The sequence below is a fragment of the Phytobacter sp. MRY16-398 genome (genome assembly GCF_003925915.1).
Taxonomy (GTDB): domain Bacteria; phylum Pseudomonadota; class Gammaproteobacteria; order Enterobacterales; family Enterobacteriaceae; genus Phytobacter; species Phytobacter diazotrophicus.
In genome coordinates, this window is record NZ_AP018756.1 from 3,096,579 (window position 1) to 3,115,580 (window position 19,002).

Consider the following 19,002-nt stretch of genomic DNA (forward strand, 5'->3'; position numbering starts at 1 on the left):
ATTTATATTTATACACGTTTCTTCGGCATCATGCGCAATAACGTATTGTCTTTGAAGAAATAATGGTGTGCAAGCGCGGCCAAAGCATGCAGGGCGATGACATAATAACCAAACATCGCCAGCGTCACATGGTATTCCTTAAGCATATCAACCAGATCGAAGTTGGCTTCGGCTGCGTGTGGCATCGACAAACCAAAAGCAATCCAGTTACCGCCGCGGTTATACATCATTAACAGGCCCAGAATCGGCAGAGCGATAAACAGCAGGTAAATGATCAGGTGGCCAAGATGCGCCAGTCCGGTCAGCATCGGTGACGGTTTCGGCACGATGGGCGGTGTCGGGCTTTTCAGGCGAACCAACAGGCGTGCGATCATCAATACCAAAATAGTGATGCCACAGGAGACATGGACAATATTGAAATAGGGACGCCAGTCGCGCGGCGCAAAACCACGAAACTCCATGGCGCAATACGTGACAATGACCAGAAGAAACACCAGCCAGTGTATAGCAATTTGAAGCCCGGAATAGTTGCTGCGCATATGAAAATCCTGAAACGAAACAGAAGAAAAGCCAACATACCGGGCTTTTCTTAAAAATTCATTAACTTTTCTTTATCAATTATCAATCGCTTACGTCTGGATGAGAAGCTGTCATTTGCCGTTGTGTGTAACCCAGGCTATGCCTGGTGAAGTGTTTTTTTTGAACCCGATGGAGAAGAGTGATGAGTAAAATTGGCATTAATGGTTTCGGGCGTATTGGTCGTCTGGTATTGCGCCGTTTGCTCGAAGTGGGCAGCGATGCACAAGTTGTTGCTATCAACGATCTGACCTCCCCGAAAGTGCTGGCTTATCTGTTAAAGCACGACTCAAACTACGGCCCGTTCCGCTGGAGCGTGGACTTCACAGAAGATTCGTTGATCGTCGACGGTAAAAAAATCACCGTTTATGCAGAAAAAGAGGCAAAACACATTCCCTGGCGCAGCGCAGGCGCTGAGATCATCGTGGAGTGTACCGGTTTCTATACCTCCAGCGAAAAATCACAGGCGCATCTGGAAGCAGGGGCGAAAAAAGTGTTGATCTCTGCCCCGGCCGGCGAGATGAAAACCATCGTTTTTAACGTCAATGACGACACGATCACCCCCCAGGACACCATTATTTCCGTTGCCTCCTGCACCACTAACTGCCTTGCCCCGATGGCAAAAGCGCTGCACGACAGTTTTGGCATTAAGGTGGGTACGATGACCACTATCCATGCCTATACTGGCACCCAGGCACTGGTAGATGGACCTCGCGGGAAGGATCTTCGTGCCTCCCGTGCCGCTGCGGAAAACATTATTCCGCATACCACAGGGGCAGCTAAAGCGATTGGTCTGGTCATTCCTGACCTGAGCGGTAAGCTGAAAGGTCATGCTCAACGCGTACCGGTGAAAACCGGTTCCGTCACAGAGCTGGTCTCCGTTCTCGGCAAAAAAGTCACCGCGGACGACGTTAATCAGGCGCTCAAGAAAGCCACCGAGAATAACGAATCCTTCGGCTATACCGACGAGGAGATTGTCTCTTCTGACGTGATTGGCAGCCATTTCGGTTCGGTGTTTGACGCCACGCAGACCGAAATCACCGAGGTGGGCGACCTGCAGTTAGTCAAAACGGTCTCCTGGTACGATAACGAATATGGCTTCGTCACCCAACTGGTTCGCGTTCTGGAAAAATACCGCCAACTCTAAGTTATGAAGCGGGTGGTTTTGCCACCCGCTTTTCCCACCTCGCCCACATTTTCTGGCTGATGCCTGTGATATAAACCACCGTTTCAATTTGTGGAGATACGGCGTGAAGCACATCAGTACGCAAGAGTTAGTTGCCCTTATGCAAGACGCGGTAGATCGTTGCGCGACATTTCCGGTCTGGCCGCAGGGCGAAGCGCCCGGCGCCATTGCCAGCCCGACGGTTTTTCAACTGGAAGAAAATCATACTGGCCCGTCAGCGTTTGACCGTTCTGTCACCGGCGTTCGTGCGCCACAAATCACCGTTTACGCGCCGGAAAAACCCAATGGGGTTGGTATCCTCGTGACGCCGGGCGGTTCGTATCGCCGCGTGGTACTCGATAAAGAAGGCAGCGCCCTGGCGCCCTTCTTCAACGCCCGGGGTTACACACTCTTTGTGATGACCTATCGCCTTCCGGGTGACGGTCATATCGAAGGTGCCAACGCCCCGCTTGCCGATGTTCAGCGCGCGATGCGAACCCTGCGGGCGCGGGCGCAGGAATGGCAGCTTGACCCGGAGCGCCTTGGCGTAATGGGGTTTTCCGCAGGGGGCCATGCCGCCGCCAGCCTTGGGACACGCTACGCCGAAAAGGTCTCTCCGGTTCTGGATGACATTGATGGATTTAGTGCCCGTCCGGCGTTTATGGCGCTGGTTTATCCGGTTATCACCATGCGGGCGGAGATTGACCATCCCGGCTCTCGCCATGAACTTATTGGCGATACGCCTGCGGAGCAGCAGATTCATCATTATTCGTTAGAAGAACGCGCGGACAGTAATACGCCGCCGACCTTTTTACTCCACGCGGTGGATGACCCGGCGGTAAAGGTAGAAAACAGTGTGGTGATGTTTAGCGCGCTGCGTCGTCTTGGCGTGCCGGTTGAGATGCACCTTTTCGAGCAGGGTGCACATGGTTTTGGTATCCGCGATGCGCAGGGGTTACCTGCCGCGGTATGGCCGGATCTGATGATGAACTGGATTGAAACGAAGGTGTGAGTTGTGTGATGTCCCGGATGCGGCGGTGAACCGCCTTATCCTGGCTACCAAACGTTCAGGCCGCACGAAATTGTCCCCTCGCCCTGTGGGAGAGGGTCAGGGTGAGGGGTATATGCAGCGCAGGTGGTGGGTTCCGTTCACCGTATATTCATAGCGAAATGTCACCTTCGGACACGTGAACGGGTAAAGGGGAACACCGCGTTCCCCTTTACAATCCCCGCGGCCCCGCAAAAAATCGGTGCTTCGCACTGCGTTCGCCTCCCGCCCCGCTGCCTGCGGTCGGTTTGACTCGACGTCCTGTCTCGACAAACCTCAGTCCGCCATCCCTGGCGGCCTGACCTTGTCATCGGGTCTTCGTCTCACCGATTTCAGCGGGGACTCAACCCCCTCGCTGCACGCTCTGCGCCAGGGGGGCCAAAGATGTCGCTGTGATTGTCATGCGGGAAAAAGAGTCGTGGCTAAAAAGGTAGAAGACGTTCACAGTATCTACGCGATCGCGCCACTCGCGAAATGTGTGCGGTGTGGTTGCGTATCCCTGAGTAGCCCCGGTAAGCGAAGCGCCACCGGGGATATCCCGTTATGCCTGCAGATAGACCATCTGGGTTTGCAGATATTCTTCCAACCCATGACGACCATCCGCGCCGCCAATCCCCGACTTACGCCAGCCGGCATGGAAGCCCTGCATCGCTTCAAAATTCTCACGGTTAATGTAGGTTTCGCCGAACTTAAGCCCTTTAATGGCTTTCATCGCGGTATTCAGGTTTTGCGTATAGACAGAGGACGTCAGGCCGTAATCGCTGTCATTGGCCATCGCCAGCGCCTCTTCCAGCGTATCGAATGCCACAACCGGCAGCACCGGACCAAATGTCTCTTCATGCATAATGGACATCTCCTGACGCACATCCAGCAGCAGCGTTGGCGGGTAGAAATAGCCTTTACCTTCTACCGCTTTACCGCCCAGCACCACACGCGCCCCTTCCGACACCGCGCGGGCGACTTTGGATTCCACGCGCTCCAGGGCGGCGGCGTTAATTAACGGCCCCATTGCGATGTCATTGCGCTGGCCCGGATCACCAAATTGCACCGCTTTCATCGCCTCGCCCAGGCGATTAACAAAACGGTCGTAAATGCCTTTCTGCACATAAACACGTTCGGCGCAGTTACAGACCTGTCCGGTGTTGATCACGCGGGAATCAACAATGGCTTTCACCGCTAATTCCAGATCGGCATCGTCAAGAACGATAGCCGGGGCTTTGCCGCCCAGTTCGAGGCAGACTTTGGTGATATTTTTCGCCGCCGCGGCCATGATTTTTTCACCCGCGACCACGCTGCCCGTCATGCTGACCATCGCCACTTTTGGGTTGCCCGCCAGCTCCTGGCCCACGGTTTCACCCCGGCCCAGCACCAGGTTAAAGACCCCTTTGGGTAATCCCACTTCATGCACTATCTGCGCAAAAGCGATGGCGTTATTAGGGGTAAATTCACTCGGTTTGATGACAATGGTGTTGCCGGTAATCAGCGCTGGCGCCAGTTTGCGGGCAATCAGGAAGAACGGGAAGTTCCATGGCAGGATCCCGGTGGTAACACCCAGCGGACGTTTAAAGACAAAGATATTTTCGCCGGGACGGTCGCTTTGGAGAATTTCACCTTCATAGCGACGCGCCCACTCCGACATATAATCGATATAGTCGGCGGTGAAATTGACTTCCACCTCCGCCAGTTGCTGGATTTTGCCGCCTTCGGCAACAATCAGCGCACTGATTTCGCTCGCTCTGGCACGAATACCCGCGGCAATTTTGCGTAACCACCCGGCACGTTCTATGGCAGGCAATGCTTCCCACGCAGGCTGCGCTTTATCAGCGGCATCAATCGCTTTGCGCGCATCTTCCGCGGTCCCGTCCGGGATACGCGAGAGCAACGCTTCCGTTGCCGGGTTGGTGACATCAATCCAGGCATCGCCCTGCCAGGTAACAAATTGACCATCGATATACATAGGGTGCTGTACGGGTGCTGTCATGACCTGCTCCTGTAATGACATTGTTTTTAACAAGTGAACTCATTGTTAAAAATCTACAAGTGCACGGTCTGTTTCCCAGGGTGGAGAGCGAGTTTTGTGAGTCAACTCATAAAAGAAAAGCATAAACGCAACAATGGAATAACATCAAACCAACATTGATTGCCCGTTTGCGCCAGCGTCGACGCAAACGGGCATCGTTTAAACCAGCGAACGCCGGCGCAGCGTTTCGTAAAGTAGCGCATCGGACTGAAGAACCTGCCACGCTTCCTCAACCGCCGGGGGTAAATCAACGTGAACAATAAAATCGCGTCCTGCCGGGCCATAGCCCTGCGCGTCATCTCTTAAGCGCGGCACTTCGCCCAGAATCAGTGATAAATACCGATCAACTGGCCATAGCCCTTCTTTCGGGGATACAAAAGCCAGACCATCAGCGGTATTCATCAGCTCAGGGGTAATCCCTGAGTAACTCAGCCAGTGGGGGGCACTGGCGCAGCCCTGGCTTGCCCGGGTAAATGTCGCCATCGTTCTGCGCTGCAGCGCGGGATCTTGCACAATCAATACGGTTTTGACGTTCATGCCGTGCGACAACATCATATCCATCGAGAACCGGGCATTTTCGCCACAATTCGTCGACTGTTTTTCGACAAAAATCGTTTTGCGCTTAATCTTCCAGAATTTCTCTGCGATATCCGCAATGATTTCCGCCTCTTTGCGCCCCGTGGTGGGGATTAAATTGTAGGCAGAGTGCCGGGAAACCGCGGCGTAAAGGAATGGCGTGGAGTGCCCAATGCCGCCGCTAATGATCAGCGGAATATGCTGAGCCGAAGCTATAGCACAGGCGGCATCAATCACTGGAATCACTGAATGGCCAGGAATGATGACCGCATCGGCACGCACGGGGATCGGCTTGCTAACAAAATCATTTTGCGCCAGCCACTGACCCAGCGTATTGGCAGCCGCAAGCGTCTGTTCAGCCAGGCGGGGAAAATTCATCATGGAAAGAGCCCTCCATTTTTAAGCCTCAGTACAGCTTAGTGAAGCGTAACTACAGCGTAAAGCACCCTACGATCCCGTCCATTATGCCGACCCTTCCCTGGGCATTGTTATCTTTAAGCGCTTTCCAACAAAACCTGAGCTTTCTAATACACTTGAAATATTCACGACGTGAACGATAAACTCGTTAGATATCTAACTAATCATCAGAAAACGATATGGATAACCGCGACCTCACTTTCTCTCACCTGCTCTATCTCACGGCCCATCACTGGCGCCTGGCGGTTGACCGTCGCCTGCGAGGGTTGGGCATGAGTCAGGCCAGTTGGGTTGCGGTCGCCGCGATCGCGCGTAATGAAACCCCGCTGTCGCAGAGTGAACTCGCACAGGAGTTGGGCATTGAGAACGCCACACTGGTGCCGCTGATTAATCGCCTGGTGGAACAGCAACTGGTAGAGCGCGTACTGACCGATCAGGACAAGCGCAAACGCCTGCTGGTCGCAACAGAGCAAGGCATGGCGCTTTACCATCAGGTAAAGACCGTGGCAGATAGCCTGCGCGAAGAAATTTTATCGGTCATCAGCCCTGAGGAGCAGGCACAAACCCGCCGGGTGCTGGAAAAACTGCTCACTGAGGTTGAGAAGAAGTAATGCGCCTGCCGAAAAGCGATCCGTATGCGCCACGAGAATGGGCGCCCCACGAAAAGCCGATGCTGCTGGGATCACCCTCGACCCCGTTTCACAGCACGCCGAAACGCATCGCCTATGGCATCGTCGGCCTGCTGGTCTGTATGACCGGGGCGCTGGGTAATGCCATGGTCACCGCTAATCTGCAAAACCTGCAAGGTACCTTTGCCGCCTGGTCGACGGAAATTGCCTGGCTGCCCGCCGTCTACGTAATGACGAATGTGTCTATTAACCTGCTGCTGGTCAAGTTCCGCCAGCAGTTTGGGCTGCGCGCCTTTACCGAAGGGTTTTTGGTGCTGTACGTGCTGGTGACCTTCTTTCACCTCTTCGTTAATGATCTCAGTTCAGCCTTACTGGTGCGCGCGGCCCACGGCATGGTCGCTGCCGCGCTCAGTTCGCTTGGGATCTATTATCAAATTCAGGCATGGCCTGCCCGTCATCGACTGAAAGCCCTGACGATCGGCATCACCGGTTCGTCGCTGGCCATTCCCATCGCGAGGCTGTTTTCCACCGAACTCCTGCAACTTGATGAATGGCGTGGCCTGTACTTTTTCGAACTGGGTCTGGCGCTGATCTCCCTCGCCTGCGTGATGATGCTCAAACTTCCGCCCGGCGATCGCAAAAAAGTCTTTGAAAAGAAGGATTTTATTACCTTCTTTTTGCTTGCGCCCGGTATGGCGCTGATTTGCGCCGTACTGTCGCTGGGTCGTCTCGACTGGTGGTTTGAAGCGCCGTGGATTGGCTGGTCACTGGCGCTGGCGGTGGTGCTAATCGTGAGTGCCATTGTGTTCGAGCATAACCGCAGCAACCCGCTCTTAAATACGCGCTGGCTCTCCAGCGGCAGCATTGTGCGGCTTGGTTTAATCATGCTGTTAATCCGTATCGTGCTGGCAGAGCAAAACACCGGTGTGTTTGGCTGGTTGCAGTATGTCGGTTTGCAGAACGAACAGATGACCAACCTTGCGTGGTCTATTCTTGCCGGGATTATCTGCGGCATTATCGCCAGTTGTCTGACGATCAAGCCCCAACGCCTGTCCTGGCCTATCGTTACCTCGCTGGTATTGATGATCATTGCCTCGTTGATGGACAGCCAGTCAACCAGCCTGACGCGCCCGGACCAACTGCTGATAAGCCAGTTTTTACTCGGTTTTGGCAGCGCCTTCTTTCTCGCGCCCGCCATGCTGGCCGGGATCGGCGGTGTGGTAGCCGAACCGCGTAATCTGGTCAGCTTTTCGGTACTGTTTGGGATGAGCCAGAATATTGGCGGGCTACTGGGCTCTGCCATTCTGGGGACATTCCAGACCTGGCGTGAGAAATACCACTCCAGCCTGCTTGCCGACCAGCTCACCACGCTTAACCCACTGGTCAACGAACGGCTGCAACTCTACAGCCAGATGTACCAGAGCATGATCGGTGACAGTACGTTACTGAGCGTACAGGCCGCCACCCAACTGCAAAACGTCTCGACCCTGGAAGCGAATATTCTCGCTTATAACGATACTTATCTGTTAACCGCCTCCGTCGCGGCAGCCACCCTGGTGTGGATATTCTGGCGACTGCTACGCCTGCGTATCACCGCGCGTATCGTATTAAGACAGGCAACCGGAACCAAAAAATAAGAGTGTTAACTTTACTGGAGTATCTATGAGCCAGCAGGATGCCGCCAAAGAGCGGGCAAATACCCGCAGTAACCTGCGTGTTGTATCAATTTTCGCCGCTGCCGCTATTGGCATTGTTGGCGTACTGGTGATTCTTTATGCCTGGCAGTTGCCCCCTTTTACCCGGCAAACCCAGTTTACCGATAACGCCTACGTGCGCGGTCTGACGACCTTCATCAGTCCTCAGGTGAACGGCTATATTACGCAGGTGAATGTTCAGGATTTTGCCAGGGTGAAAAAAGGCGAGCTGCTGATGCAGATTGACGATCGTATTTATCGTCAGCGCGTCCATCAGGCACAGGCGCAACTGGCAATGAAAATCGCCGCGCTGAATAACAATATTCAGCAACGGAAAAGTGCCGAGGCGGTGATTCAGCGTAACGAGGCAGCGCTGGCCAGTGCGAAAGCGCAGAATATCCAGTCGCAGGCGAACCTTAAACGCGTAAAAGCCCTGAGTGAAGACGGTTCGCTCTCTGTTCGTGAACGCGACGCGGCTCTCGCCAGCGCGGCGCAGGGCAATGCCAGTATTGCGCAGGCACAGGCCACCCTTGACGTCTCCCGTCAGGATCTGCAAACCGCTATCGTTAATCGCGGTTCCCTGGAAGCGGATGTGGAAAATGCCAAAGCGGCGCTAGAACTGGCAGATATCGACCTGCAAAACACCCGCATTGTCGCCCCGCGCGACGGCCAGCTTGGACAAATTAGCGTCAGACTGGGGGCATATGTCACCGCCGGTACGCACCTGACGTCGCTGGTCCCCGCCCAACACTGGGTTATCGCCAATCTTAAAGAGACGCAACTGGCGAATGTTCATCCTGGTCAGCCGGTACGATTCACCGTCGATGCGCTCGATGGTAAAGCGTTTGAAGGTCGTGTGGAGAGTATCTCTCCGGCGACTGGCGTGGAATTTAGCGCCATCTCACCGGACAACGCCACGGGCAACTTTGTGAAAATCGCCCAGCGTATCCCGGTGCGCATTGAAGTGAATGGCAAAGAAGAAGACGTCGCCCGCCTGCGCCCCGGCATGTCGGTTCAGGTCCATATCGATACCCGGGAGGCGAAGCAATGACTGTGCGTCCTCTCGTGGCACTCACCTGTCTGCTGCTGACGGCGTGTCAGTCCGTTGACGTAAAACCGGCGAAACCCACGTTACAGATCCCGGCGGCCTGGCGGAGTGCCGTTGGTCCGTCGAGCCCGGTCGAAAAGGTCTGGTGGCGCAATTTTCACGATAATGCGCTCAACGGTTATGTAGACCAGGCGCTGCGCTATAACAGTGACGTGCTGATTGCCCGTGAGCGGGTCAATGAGTACCAGGCACGGGTTTACGGCGCAGAGGGCAGTCTTTTTCCTTCGCTCAGTGCCGGTGTGAGCGGCACGCGCGCCCGCAGCCAGTCTGCGGCCACCGGCCTGCCTATCTACAGCACCTTGTATAAAGGCACGCTCACGGCCAGTTACGATGTGGATATCTGGGGCGTTCATCGCACTACCAGCGATGCCGCACAGGCCTCGCTGGCGGCACAAAAAGCCGCAGCCGCAGCGGCTGATTTAACCGTCGCCGCCTCGGTTGCCTCCGGCTATGTCAGTCTGCTTTCGCTTGATAATCAATTACGGGTAACAGAATCGACCTTAAAAGCCCGGGAAGAAGCGTTCAGGCTGGCGCAGCGTCAGTATGAAACGGGATACAGCTCGCGGTTGGAACTGATGCAGTCAGATTCTGAGATGCGCGCGACGCGGGCACAAATTCCCGGTTTACGCCACCAAATCGCCCAGCAGGAAAATGCGCTTAGTCTGCTCATTGGCGCCAACCCTGGCAGCATCGCCCGGCAAAATGAGCTCGATCAACTCACGCCGCTGAGCATCCCGTCAAACCTGCCATCGTCACTGCTTAATCGTCGCCCGGATATTGCCCAGGCGGAGCAACAGTTGATCGCCGCCGATGCCACGCTGGCTTCCGCGCGCGCCAGTTTGCTGCCATCCATTAATCTCACCGCCACAGGCAGCATTCAGGACAGAACCCTGCCCGGCTTGTTGGATAACCCGCTCCAGCTATGGAGTGTCGGCGGCAGTATTCTGGCTCCGTTGCTTAATCGTCAGGCGTTGAATGCGCAGGTAGACGTGACAGCGTCACAACGAAACCAGGCGCTGTATAGCTATGAAAAGACGGTAAGAAATGCCTTTAAAGAGGTCAACGACAGTCTGGATGCGATAACGCATTTGCAGGAACAACTGGCGGAATTGCAGGCGCAGACGCTGGTCGCGCAGGAGGCATTACGCATTGCGCAAAACCGCTATCGCAATGGTTACTCGTCCTATATTGATGAGCTTGATGCCCAACGCACGCTCTTCTCCGCGCAGCTCAGCGTCGTTCAGGCCAAAAGTAACCTGTTACTGGCACAAATCGATTTATATCGCGCACTCGGCGGTGGATGGTCCACGCCCGCAGTGCGCGATTAACCAGGGAGTTATGTTATGCAGAAACAGTGGTCCAATGTTGATAACTATCTGATTGAAAAACTCATCCCAAAAGATGACATCCTTGAGCAGGTGTTGGTGAATAACCAGCAGGCAGGGCTTCCCGCCTTTGATGTGGCGGCCAACCAGGGTCAGTTACTGGCCCTTTTTGTGCGCATGACGGGGGCTAAACGTATCCTTGAGATAGGGACTCTCGGTGGCTACAGCACCATCTGGATGGCGCGCGAATTACCAACCGACGGGGAATTGTTGACGCTGGAAGCCGACGCGCATCACGCCAGTATTGCCCGGCAGAATTTGCAACTGGCAGGAGTGGCTGAGCGAGTAAAACTTATTGAAGGCCCTGCACTCAATTCCCTTGAACAACTGGGCGAACATCCGCCGTTTGATCTGATTTTCATTGATGCCGACAAACCGAGCAACCCGGATTACCTGCGCTGGGCGCTGCGCTATTCCCGCCCCGGTACGTTAATCATTGGTGATAATGTGGTTCGCGACGGTGAAGTGACCAACCCACAGAGTGATGACGCAAGGGTTCAGGGCGTCAGAACCTTTATTGAGATGCTGGGCGAAGACCCACGGCTGACCGCGACCGCGATACAGACCGTAGGCGTTAAAGGGTGGGATGGATTTACCCTGGCGTGGGTGAATGCGTAAGCGTTAGTTCCCGGAGGGCATCGTGCGGCCTGATGCCCTCACCCAGGCCCTCTCCCTCAGTGAGAGGGGACCATTAGTGCTCGCATTTTTTGTGGGGATCCCTCTCCCACAGGAGAGGGAGAAAATCTGCGCCGCATTCGGGATGCAAGAAAAAACTACGCGCTCACCTGCTCCATCGCCTGCAACACGCGCTTATCGGAAACCGGATACGGTGTGCCGAGTTGCTGCGCAAAATAACTGACGCGAAGCTCTTCAATCATCCAGCGAACCGCTTTGACCTCTTCATCTTCACGACGCGCTGGCGGTAGCTTGTTCAGCCATTGCTGCCACGCCTGCTGAACCTGCTCGACTTTCAGCATTTGTGCCCGGTCGCGGTGCGGATCAACCGCCAGCTTCTCCAGACGCTTCTCAATGGCGTGCAGATAGCGCAGCGTATCACCCAGACGGCGGAAACCATTGCCAGTAACAAAACCACGGTAGACCAGCCCGCTCATTTGCGCCTTAATATCCGACAACCCCAGCGCCATGGTCATATCCACACGCCCTTTCAGACGCTTGTTAATATTGAACACCGCCGTGAGGATCTGCTCGACCTGTTTGGCTATCTCAACCACCGTTTCATTCAAGTCAGCACGGACTTTCTCATGCAGCGCCGTAAAGCCCTCTTCCGTCCAGACTGGCCCCCCCGCCTCGTCAATCAACTTATCGACGCCGCAGGAGATACAATCATCAATCAGATCCAGCACTTTGCCATACGGGTTAAAGTACAGCCCGAGCTTGGCTTTGTTCGGCAACTTCTCATGTAAATATTTGATGGGCGAAGGAATATTCAACAACAGCAGACGGCGTAAGCCGCTCCACATAGCCTGTTGCTGATCAAGCGGATTATCAAACAGCTTGATGGCTACGCTGTCGCGCTCATCCACCAGCGCGGGCCAGGCCTTCACCTTATAGTTGCCGCGTTTCTGCTCGTAACTTTCCGGAAGCTGGCCGAAGCTCCAGATATGCAGCCCACTTTGTTCGATACCGTCGTCTGCCACCGCAGACAGAGTCTCCTGCACTTTTCCTTTCAGCGACGCTTTCAGTGCACTTAATGACGGCCCTTCTGACAGTTTCTTGTTCTTCTCATCTACCACCCTGAAGGTGATTTTCAGATGATCGGGAACCTGATCCCAGTGCCAGTCATCGCGATCAATCGTGTGCCCCGTCATACGCCGAAGCTCACGCTCCAGCGCATCTAATAGCGGCAGTTCAAGCGGCGTTACGCGGCCTAAAAACGCTTCCGCATAGTTTGGCGCTGGCACAAAGTTGCGTCGTACCGGTTTGGGTAACGATTTAATCAGGGCAATGACCAGCTCACGACGCAGCCCCGGTATTTGCCATTCAAAGCCGCTTTCTTCAACCTGATTGAGCAACGGCAGCGGAATATGCACCGTCACGCCGTCGGCATCCGCACCCGGTTCAAACTGATAGGTAAGACGCAGTTTCAGGTTGCCCTGATGCCAGAAGTTCGGGTAGTCCAGCTTGCTGACCTTCTCCGCCCCTTCTTTGATCAGCATACTCTTTTCAAAGTTGAGCAGATCCGGGGTTTCACGGCTCGCCTTCTTCCACCAGCTATCAAAGTGGCGGGCAGAAATCACATCATGGCTGATGCGCTGGTCATAGAACTCAAACAGCGTATCGTCATCGACCAGAATGTCGCGGCGACGGGATTTATGTTCAAGCTCTTCGATTTCGGCGCGCAGTTTGAGGTTGTCGCGGAAAAACGCATGGCGCGTCTGCCAGTCGCCTTCCACCAGCGCGTGGCGAATGAACAACTCGCGGCACAGGGCCGGATCAATCTGGCTGTAGTTCACGCTACGGGCAGCCACGATCGGCAAACCGTAAACCGTCACCTTCTCCGTCGCCATCACCGCGCCCTGCGAACGTTCCCAGTGCGGTTCACTGTAAGAACGCTTGATCAGATGCTGGGCGACAGGCTCTACCCATTCTGGATCGATACGCGCCGCGATGCGCCCCCACAGGCGGCTGGTCTCCACCAGTTCAGCCACAATGGTCCATTTCGGCGGCTTTTTAAATAAACCGGAACCAGGGAAAATAGAGAAACGCGCATTGCGGGCACCAGTGAACTCCTGTTTATCGGCATCTTTCATCCCGATATGCGACAGTAGCCCGGTCAGCAATGCGATATGGATTTCGCGGTACTCTGCCGGTTCACTGTTCACCGGGATCCCCAACTCTTTCACCACCTGGCGCAGTTGGGTATAGATATCCTGCCACTCGCGCACGCGCAGGTAGTTGAGGTAGTCCAGCTTGCACTGGCGGCGGAACTGATTTGACGAGAGGGCTTTCTGCTGCTCGCCAAGGTAGTTCCACAAATTCACGAACGCAAGGAAATCAGACTCTTTATCGTGGAAACGACGGTGCTTTTCATCGGACGCCTGCTGCTTGTCCATCGGACGTTCACGCGGATCCTGAATAGACAACGCCGAGGTGATGATCATCGCCTCGCGTACACAGCCGTGTTTTTGCGCTTCCAACACCATGCGAGCCAGACGCGGGTCTACCGGCAACTGACTGAGCTGACGCCCCATCGGGGTTAACTTGTAAGCAGTGGCCTGTTCGTCAGTGGTGATAGCACCGAGTTCTTCCAGCAGACGCACACCATCCTGAATATTGCGTTTATCCGGCGCTTCAACAAAAGGAAACGCGGCAATATCGCCCAGCCCCAGCGCGGTCATTTGCAGAATAACGGACGCCAGGTTGGTACGCAGGATTTCCGGGTCGGTAAATTCCGGACGGGAGAGGAAATCGTCTTCTGAATAGAGACGAATACAGATCCCTTCGGAAACACGCCCGCAGCGCCCTTTACGCTGGTTAGCAGACGCCTGGGAAACCGGCTCAATCGGCAGGCGTTGTACTTTGGTACGGTAACTGTAGCGGCTGATACGCGCAGTACCGGGGTCAATCACATATTTAATCCCCGGCACCGTCAGCGACGTTTCCGCAACGTTAGTCGCCAGTACAATGCGTCGCCCGCTGTGTGACTGGAAAACGCGGTTCTGCTCACTGTTAGACAGCCGCGCGTAGAGTGGCAACACTTCCGTATGACGCAGATCGCGCTTGTTCAGCGCATCGGCGGTATCGCGGATTTCACGCTCACCGCTCATAAAAATCAGGATATCGCCCGGCGCTTCCTGGCTTAGTTCATCCACCGCATCGAAAATGGCCTGTAGCTGATCGCGCTCGGTATCGTCCGCTTCTTCAACAATAGGCCGGTAGCGCACTTCCACCGGATAAGTACGACCGGATACCTCAATGATCGGCGCATTATTAAAGTGGCGCGAGAAACGTTCCGGATCGATGGTCGCCGATGTAATGATAATTTTCAGATCCGGACGCCGGGGTAGCAGCTCTTTCAGGTAGCCGAGCAGGAAATCAATGTTCAGACTGCGCTCGTGCGCTTCATCGATAATAATGGTGTCGTACTGCATCAACAGGCGATCCTGCTGGATTTCAGCCAGCAGGATGCCGTCAGTCATCAACTTCACCAGGGTGTTGTCGCTGACATGATCGCTAAAACGGACTTTATAGCCGATACAAGCGCCCGGCTCGGTTTGTAGCTCTTCGGCAATGCGGTTTGCGACGGTGCGTGCCGCCAGGCGGCGCGGCTGGGTATGACCAATCAGCCCTTTCACCCCACGCCCCAGTTCCATACAAATTTTTGGTAACTGGGTGGTTTTCCCGGAGCCGGTTTCACCCGCAACGATCACGACCTGATTGTCACGTACAGCCTCAAGGATCGCCTGTTTCTTCTGACTTACCGGCAGGTTATCGGGATAGGTAATGGCGGGACGTGAGGCTTCACGCAGCATCACCTTCCCTGCGGCTTCGTTCATCTCCTGAGCCATCGCCTGAAAAATGCCCTGCTGTGCTTCAGGATTTTTAACTTTCTTTGCCCCCTGCAGGCGGCGGGCAAAACGCAACCGATCGCGCAGCATCAGCAAGTCTAACTGCTGATGAAGATCGGATAAGGTCAATTTCTTTTGTTCTGTCATAGTGTTATCGGTCAGCGCACTGACGGGAAAAATCTCTTTGGCTTAATACTTGTAGGATACCACATCGTAATAAATCATTTCTTGTTCAAGAAATTTGAATAGAGGATTCGATATATTGCGCTATTCATGCAGCAATTTTGTGAATAGAGTGTCATTCAGTAACGGGGCACGCGCCCCCATATCAAATAACAAGGATACACCCATGAGCAAAGTATTAGTTCTTAAATCCAGTATTCTGGCAGGGTACTCTCAGTCTGGTCAGTTGGCTGACTATTTCGTTGATCAGTGGAAAGCAAAACACGCCGCTGATGAGATCACCGTTCGCGATCTGGCGGCAAACCCTATTCCGGTACTGGATGGCGAACTGGTTGGCGCGCTGCGTCCTTCAGATGCCCCGCTGACACCGCGTCAGCAGGAAGCGCTGGCCCTTTCTGACGAGCTGATTGCTGAACTGCAAGCGCATGATGTGATCGTCATTAATGCCCCGATGTACAACTTCAACATCCCGACACAGCTAAAAAACTATTTTGACCTGGTGGCTCGTGCTGGCGTCACCTTCCGTTATACCGAGAAAGGCCCGGAAGGTCTGGTAACCGGTAAACGCGTTGTTGTTGTTTCCAGCCGCGGCGGTATTCACAAAGATACCCCAAGCGATCTGGTTGCACCGTACCTGAAACTGTTCCTGGGCTTTATCGGTATTACCGACGTGAACTTCGTGTTTGCAGAAGGTATTGCTTACGGTCCGGAAGTTGCCACCAAAGCGCAAACCGACGCAAAAGCGGCGATCGACAGCCTGGTCGCAGCCTAAGTGTTATTACCCTCCTGCACTCGCAGGAGGGTTCTGTTTCTCCAGCAATGTCTCCACTTCCTTATCCGCTTTAATATTGATGTCGTGCTCGATCTTCACATTCATATTGATGGTGATCGGCTCTTTTGGCGCAGCCACTTCAATCCTCGGCGTACAGGCAGCCAGCATCATCGTCATCATTATCACTGGCAGGGTTTTCATTGTTTATCCTCACACTCTTTTCCGTTCGCACAGGGAACCGCAGGCAGCTTTGCCTTTTGTTTTAGCAGCGACTGAAGATTGTCGCCGAAGCGCAAACTGCGCCACAACGCAAAGACATTCTCTTCGTGGGTATAGTTCAGGTTCACCGTATTACTTTTTCCTTCCACAAAACTGGTGCCTTTAATGGCCGCCTTCATTTTTAGCACGCCCTGACGGTCCAAATTGAGCGTCGTCCAGGAGCGTGAAATCTCCATATAGCGCAGCCAGTTGATAGCCGCACCGGCTGCTATGTTGTCTTTCACCAGCGCGTCTGCCGTGTCTTTATCCACGCGCAAAGTCATGGGGCCGGGGTTATGCAGCCAGCCGTCTTTGATAATCCATGTGCCGTTGTTATCGAGCCATAACGGTAGCGCGCCGTCAAAAGGACCGGACATCGCAAACTGTTTAGGGTTAATGGCGCTGATTAACTCGCTTGATGAGATATTGCGCAAGCGGAGCAGAGCCGGATCGTGTTGCGGTAAACGTAACTGACTCATCGTGACCTTGCCGCCCAGTACATCAATACTGACGTTACTCAACTGTAAGGGATTTTCTTCACTCCAGGGATAACTGCCCTGTAAATCGGCGGCAATATTGCGTGCCGTCACCTGATTCACCACTTCGCCAATACGCAACGAAACCGGCCTGCGTGTACCCAGTTGCCAGTTACCTTCGCGGTAACGGAAAGGTAGAACAAAATCGACACCGGAAAGTTGGTTATCCGGCATCCAGGCGCTGCCGCCACGCAACACCCCGTGCCCACCCGCCTCAAAACCCTGCCCGGCGGCGGCAGAAAAGGCCACCTGGGCATACAAAGAACCGTCCAATAAATTCATCTTCCAGTCTGGCGGCACCAACGGCTGGAACACCGTCAGCGACTGGCGCGGCCACCAGGCTTGTCCGCGCAGGCGCTCACCGTCCCAGCGCCCGTTTACCCGTACCGGGCCAATTTTTTCAGCGCGTAAATCGCCTTTGAACTGGAAGATGGTGGGTTCGCTCCCTTCTACGCTAAACGTTAACGTTGAAGGTGGCAGCACGCTCCCGCCAGTGAAGGTAGTCTTTCCGGCATCCAGGGTTAACGCGCCACTAAAAAAGGGGTGATCCTCATCGCGCAGCCAACGTACCGGCTCATTCAATACCAGACGTGGCGAGCTTACATGCATCGTGCCGTACTGCAACTGGTCGAAACCGGTAGATAAATCGCTGAGCAAAATGGTTTTATCACGCCATTCGCCGCGCCCGTTGACATCCCAGCGGGCGTTCATTGGGGTAAAGTTACCCGTCCCCCAGTAACGCCATTGCCACAAACCATCATCTGGTAGAAAATCACGCGCCTGGCCGTCAAGGTGTAAAACAAAATCCCCCATCGCATTTTCATGGGCACGCAAAATGGCCTGCAAGCGCCCGTCCACGCCCTTCTGGGTAACTTTGACGCCCGCCAGTGGCCAGCGAATATCATCAATATTGAGCGCGTCGATCACGCGTCCGCTTGAGCGCAACAGCGCGCCGGGCGTAAATGCCAGTGTCGGGTCGCTAAGCCCGCCCGTAAGATGCGCAGGCAGCACGGCGTAGAAGATCATCTCTCCCTGTTTAGCTTCACCCGTCAGTTGCAGTGGCATATCGCTGTTCACCATATTGAGACGCCCCGGCCCTATGGTGAGTACCGCATTCCCTTTTCCGGCATCGCCCTGCGTCAGAACGTTCAGACGCCCGCTGATTTCTGCTTTCTGCAACCCCTCCTGCCAGCCATCAATACGTAATCCGACGCGTCCGCTTAGTGGGAAACCCTGATAAGGCCAGTTCCAGCGGCCATCGCTGATGGTTAACCGTTCACGTGTCGCCTGCCAGGGCAGATCCAAAATAGGTTCCGGATTGTCGCGTGCGGTAATAATGAGTTGCCCTTCATTATTGCGCCACTCCAGATCGGCATCGACCAGCGACGGTTCCGTTGGCAGCGTGAGCGTGGTCTGGGCATGACCATTAACCGGTATGCCGTTCGGTACATTTGGCAGGACAAACTCGCCGCCCAGCGTGACAGGCGGTTCGCCCTCGATCAGACGTAACTGCATTTGTGTCAGGGTGAGCATCTGCCCGCGCAGACGAGCCTTAAAGGAGACCTGGTCGCCGTCATAGTGGAGATCCTGATTCTCTTTGGATAACGCCAGCGAGATTTTTCCTTGCCACTCTTGCCAGGGCGAGACGGTGAAACGGTCAATGTTAACCCACGTTTTCGGCAACATGGATTGCCATTCGGCCAGCGTTGTCGGCGCACCAGGCGACGGTTCTGTCTCGGGAAGTTTCGCTAAACAGGAGGTGTTGATGTCCAGCGACCCTATATCCAGTTTCCAGCGGCTCGGGTGCGTCAGTTGCGCATTTTTGACCAGCGCCACAGGACAATCTTCAATCAGGTAATGCAGGTCCGGGATTTGCAGCGAGTGACGGGTAAAACGTGGGCTTTCTTCGAAGACTATACGTGTGCCTGCGGGCAGCCAGATGCCTGCAAGCGTCGGCACCCAATACGCGAGCGTCAGCAGCAGCGTCAACGGCAGCAGAATAAACAGCAGTAGCAATGCGATTGCGGCTTTGTATTTACCCTTCATGGGCAGTTAATATCCTGATTTTGCGTATAATTAAGCCGATTCTGGCCATTATTGTGGCAT

General features: G+C 54.6%; 14 protein-coding genes. 8 read left to right on the plus strand and 6 right to left on the minus strand.

The window, feature by feature from the left end:
- Window positions 1-8: 8 nt before the first annotated feature.
- Window positions 9-539 carry a cytochrome b561 gene (gene cybB, locus MRY16398_RS15225; protein WP_039079139.1) on the minus strand — a complete coding sequence of 177 codons (531 nt, stop codon included), beginning with the start codon at window positions 537-539 and terminating at the stop codon, window positions 9-11.
- 182 nt (window positions 540-721) lie between these two features.
- On the opposite strand from cybB, the gene gap reads away from it, so the two are divergent.
- Both gap and MRY16398_RS15235 read left to right on the plus strand, forming a co-directional pair.
- Complete coding sequence (gene gap / locus MRY16398_RS15230) at window positions 722-1,723, plus strand: type I glyceraldehyde-3-phosphate dehydrogenase (protein ID WP_039079140.1); 1,002 nt, start codon at window positions 722-724, stop codon at window positions 1,721-1,723.
- Window positions 1,724-1,862: 139 nt separating this feature from the next.
- Window positions 1,863-2,753, plus strand: coding sequence for an alpha/beta hydrolase (locus MRY16398_RS15235; protein WP_409349130.1), 891 nt, complete (start codon window positions 1,863-1,865; stop codon window positions 2,751-2,753).
- 577 nt (window positions 2,754-3,330) lie between these two features.
- Here MRY16398_RS15235 and aldA read toward each other — a convergent pair.
- Complete coding sequence (gene aldA, locus MRY16398_RS15240) at window positions 3,331-4,770, minus strand: aldehyde dehydrogenase (RefSeq protein ID WP_039076983.1); 1,440 nt, start codon at window positions 4,768-4,770, stop codon at window positions 3,331-3,333.
- 198 nt (window positions 4,771-4,968) lie between these two features.
- The gene (locus MRY16398_RS15245) at window positions 4,969-5,766 is read right to left on the minus strand and encodes a YdcF family protein (protein ID WP_125124728.1); all 798 of its coding nucleotides are present in this window, start codon (window positions 5,764-5,766) and stop codon (window positions 4,969-4,971) included.
- Window positions 5,767-5,981: 215 nt separating this feature from the next.
- On the opposite strand from MRY16398_RS15245, the gene MRY16398_RS15250 reads away from it, so the two are divergent.
- From MRY16398_RS15250 to MRY16398_RS15270, 5 genes are read left to right on the plus strand one after another with little or no spacing between them, the layout of a single operon-like run.
- On the plus strand, window positions 5,982-6,413 hold the full coding sequence (locus MRY16398_RS15250) for a MarR family winged helix-turn-helix transcriptional regulator (RefSeq protein WP_039076981.1): 432 nt from the start codon (window positions 5,982-5,984) through the stop codon (window positions 6,411-6,413).
- Entirely contained in the window at window positions 6,413-8,068 is a 1,656-nt protein-coding gene (locus MRY16398_RS15255; RefSeq protein ID WP_125124729.1) for an MFS transporter, read from the plus strand. The genes MRY16398_RS15250 and MRY16398_RS15255 overlap by 1 nt, the downstream gene beginning before the upstream one ends.
- Before the next feature lie 25 nt (window positions 8,069-8,093).
- Entirely contained in the window at window positions 8,094-9,176 is a 1,083-nt protein-coding gene (locus MRY16398_RS15260) for an HlyD family secretion protein (RefSeq protein ID WP_125124730.1), read from the plus strand.
- The gene (locus MRY16398_RS15265) at window positions 9,173-10,561 is read left to right on the plus strand and encodes an efflux transporter outer membrane subunit (RefSeq protein ID WP_125124731.1); all 1,389 of its coding nucleotides are present in this window, start codon (window positions 9,173-9,175) and stop codon (window positions 10,559-10,561) included. The genes MRY16398_RS15260 and MRY16398_RS15265 overlap by 4 nt, the downstream gene beginning before the upstream one ends.
- Window positions 10,562-10,576: 15 nt before the next feature.
- Complete coding sequence (locus tag MRY16398_RS15270; RefSeq protein WP_039076977.1) at window positions 10,577-11,236, plus strand: O-methyltransferase; 660 nt, start codon at window positions 10,577-10,579, stop codon at window positions 11,234-11,236.
- A 155-nt stretch (window positions 11,237-11,391) separates the two neighbouring features.
- Here MRY16398_RS15270 and hrpA read toward each other — a convergent pair whose 3' ends face one another.
- Window positions 11,392-15,294, minus strand: a complete 3,903-nt coding sequence (gene hrpA, locus MRY16398_RS15275) for an ATP-dependent RNA helicase HrpA (protein ID WP_125124732.1) — start codon at window positions 15,292-15,294, stop codon at window positions 11,392-11,394.
- 202 nt (window positions 15,295-15,496) lie between these two features.
- Here hrpA and azoR point away from each other — a divergent pair, with 202 nt between their 5' ends.
- Window positions 15,497-16,102 carry an FMN-dependent NADH-azoreductase gene (azoR, locus tag MRY16398_RS15280; RefSeq protein WP_039076975.1) on the plus strand — a complete coding sequence of 202 codons (606 nt, stop codon included), beginning with the start codon at window positions 15,497-15,499 and terminating at the stop codon, window positions 16,100-16,102.
- A 6-nt stretch (window positions 16,103-16,108) separates the two neighbouring features.
- Here azoR and MRY16398_RS15285 read toward each other — a convergent pair whose 3' ends face one another.
- Window positions 16,109-16,303, minus strand: coding sequence for a YnbE family lipoprotein (locus MRY16398_RS15285; RefSeq protein ID WP_039076974.1), 195 nt, complete (start codon window positions 16,301-16,303; stop codon window positions 16,109-16,111).
- Complete coding sequence (locus tag MRY16398_RS15290; protein ID WP_125124733.1) at window positions 16,300-18,942, minus strand: YdbH family protein; 2,643 nt, start codon at window positions 18,940-18,942, stop codon at window positions 16,300-16,302. Before MRY16398_RS15290 ends, MRY16398_RS15285 begins: the two co-directional genes overlap by 4 nt.
- Window positions 18,943-19,002 lie beyond the last annotated feature (60 nt).

Bases quoted from the DNA above. Each gene is read 5' to 3' on its own strand.
- MRY16398_RS15265 (WP_125124731.1), top strand. From the start codon at position 9,173: ATGACTGTGCGTCCTCTCGTGGCACTCACCTGTCTGCTGCTGACGGCG.
- MRY16398_RS15235 (WP_409349130.1), top strand. From the start codon at position 1,863: ATGCAAGACGCGGTAGATCGTTGCGCGACATTTCCGGTCTGGCCGCAG.
- MRY16398_RS15245 (WP_125124728.1), bottom strand. From the start codon at position 5,766: ATGATGAATTTTCCCCGCCTGGCTGAACAGACGCTTGCGGCTGCCAAT.
- cybB (WP_039079139.1), bottom strand. From the start codon at position 539: ATGCGCAGCAACTATTCCGGGCTTCAAATTGCTATACACTGGCTGGTG.
- MRY16398_RS15285 (WP_039076974.1), bottom strand. From the start codon at position 16,303: ATGAAAACCCTGCCAGTGATAATGATGACGATGATGCTGGCTGCCTGT.
- aldA (WP_039076983.1), bottom strand. From the start codon at position 4,770: ATGACAGCACCCGTACAGCACCCTATGTATATCGATGGTCAATTTGTT.
- gap (WP_039079140.1), top strand. From the start codon at position 722: ATGAGTAAAATTGGCATTAATGGTTTCGGGCGTATTGGTCGTCTGGTA.
- MRY16398_RS15260 (WP_125124730.1), top strand. From the start codon at position 8,094: ATGAGCCAGCAGGATGCCGCCAAAGAGCGGGCAAATACCCGCAGTAAC.
- azoR (WP_039076975.1), top strand. From the start codon at position 15,497: ATGAGCAAAGTATTAGTTCTTAAATCCAGTATTCTGGCAGGGTACTCT.
- MRY16398_RS15290 (WP_125124733.1), bottom strand. From the start codon at position 18,942: ATGAAGGGTAAATACAAAGCCGCAATCGCATTGCTACTGCTGTTTATT.
- MRY16398_RS15270 (WP_039076977.1), top strand. From the start codon at position 10,577: ATGCAGAAACAGTGGTCCAATGTTGATAACTATCTGATTGAAAAACTC.
- MRY16398_RS15255 (WP_125124729.1), top strand. From the start codon at position 6,413: ATGCGCCTGCCGAAAAGCGATCCGTATGCGCCACGAGAATGGGCGCCC.
- hrpA (WP_125124732.1), bottom strand. From the start codon at position 15,294: ATGACAGAACAAAAGAAATTGACCTTATCCGATCTTCATCAGCAGTTA.
- MRY16398_RS15250 (WP_039076981.1), top strand. From the start codon at position 5,982: ATGGATAACCGCGACCTCACTTTCTCTCACCTGCTCTATCTCACGGCC.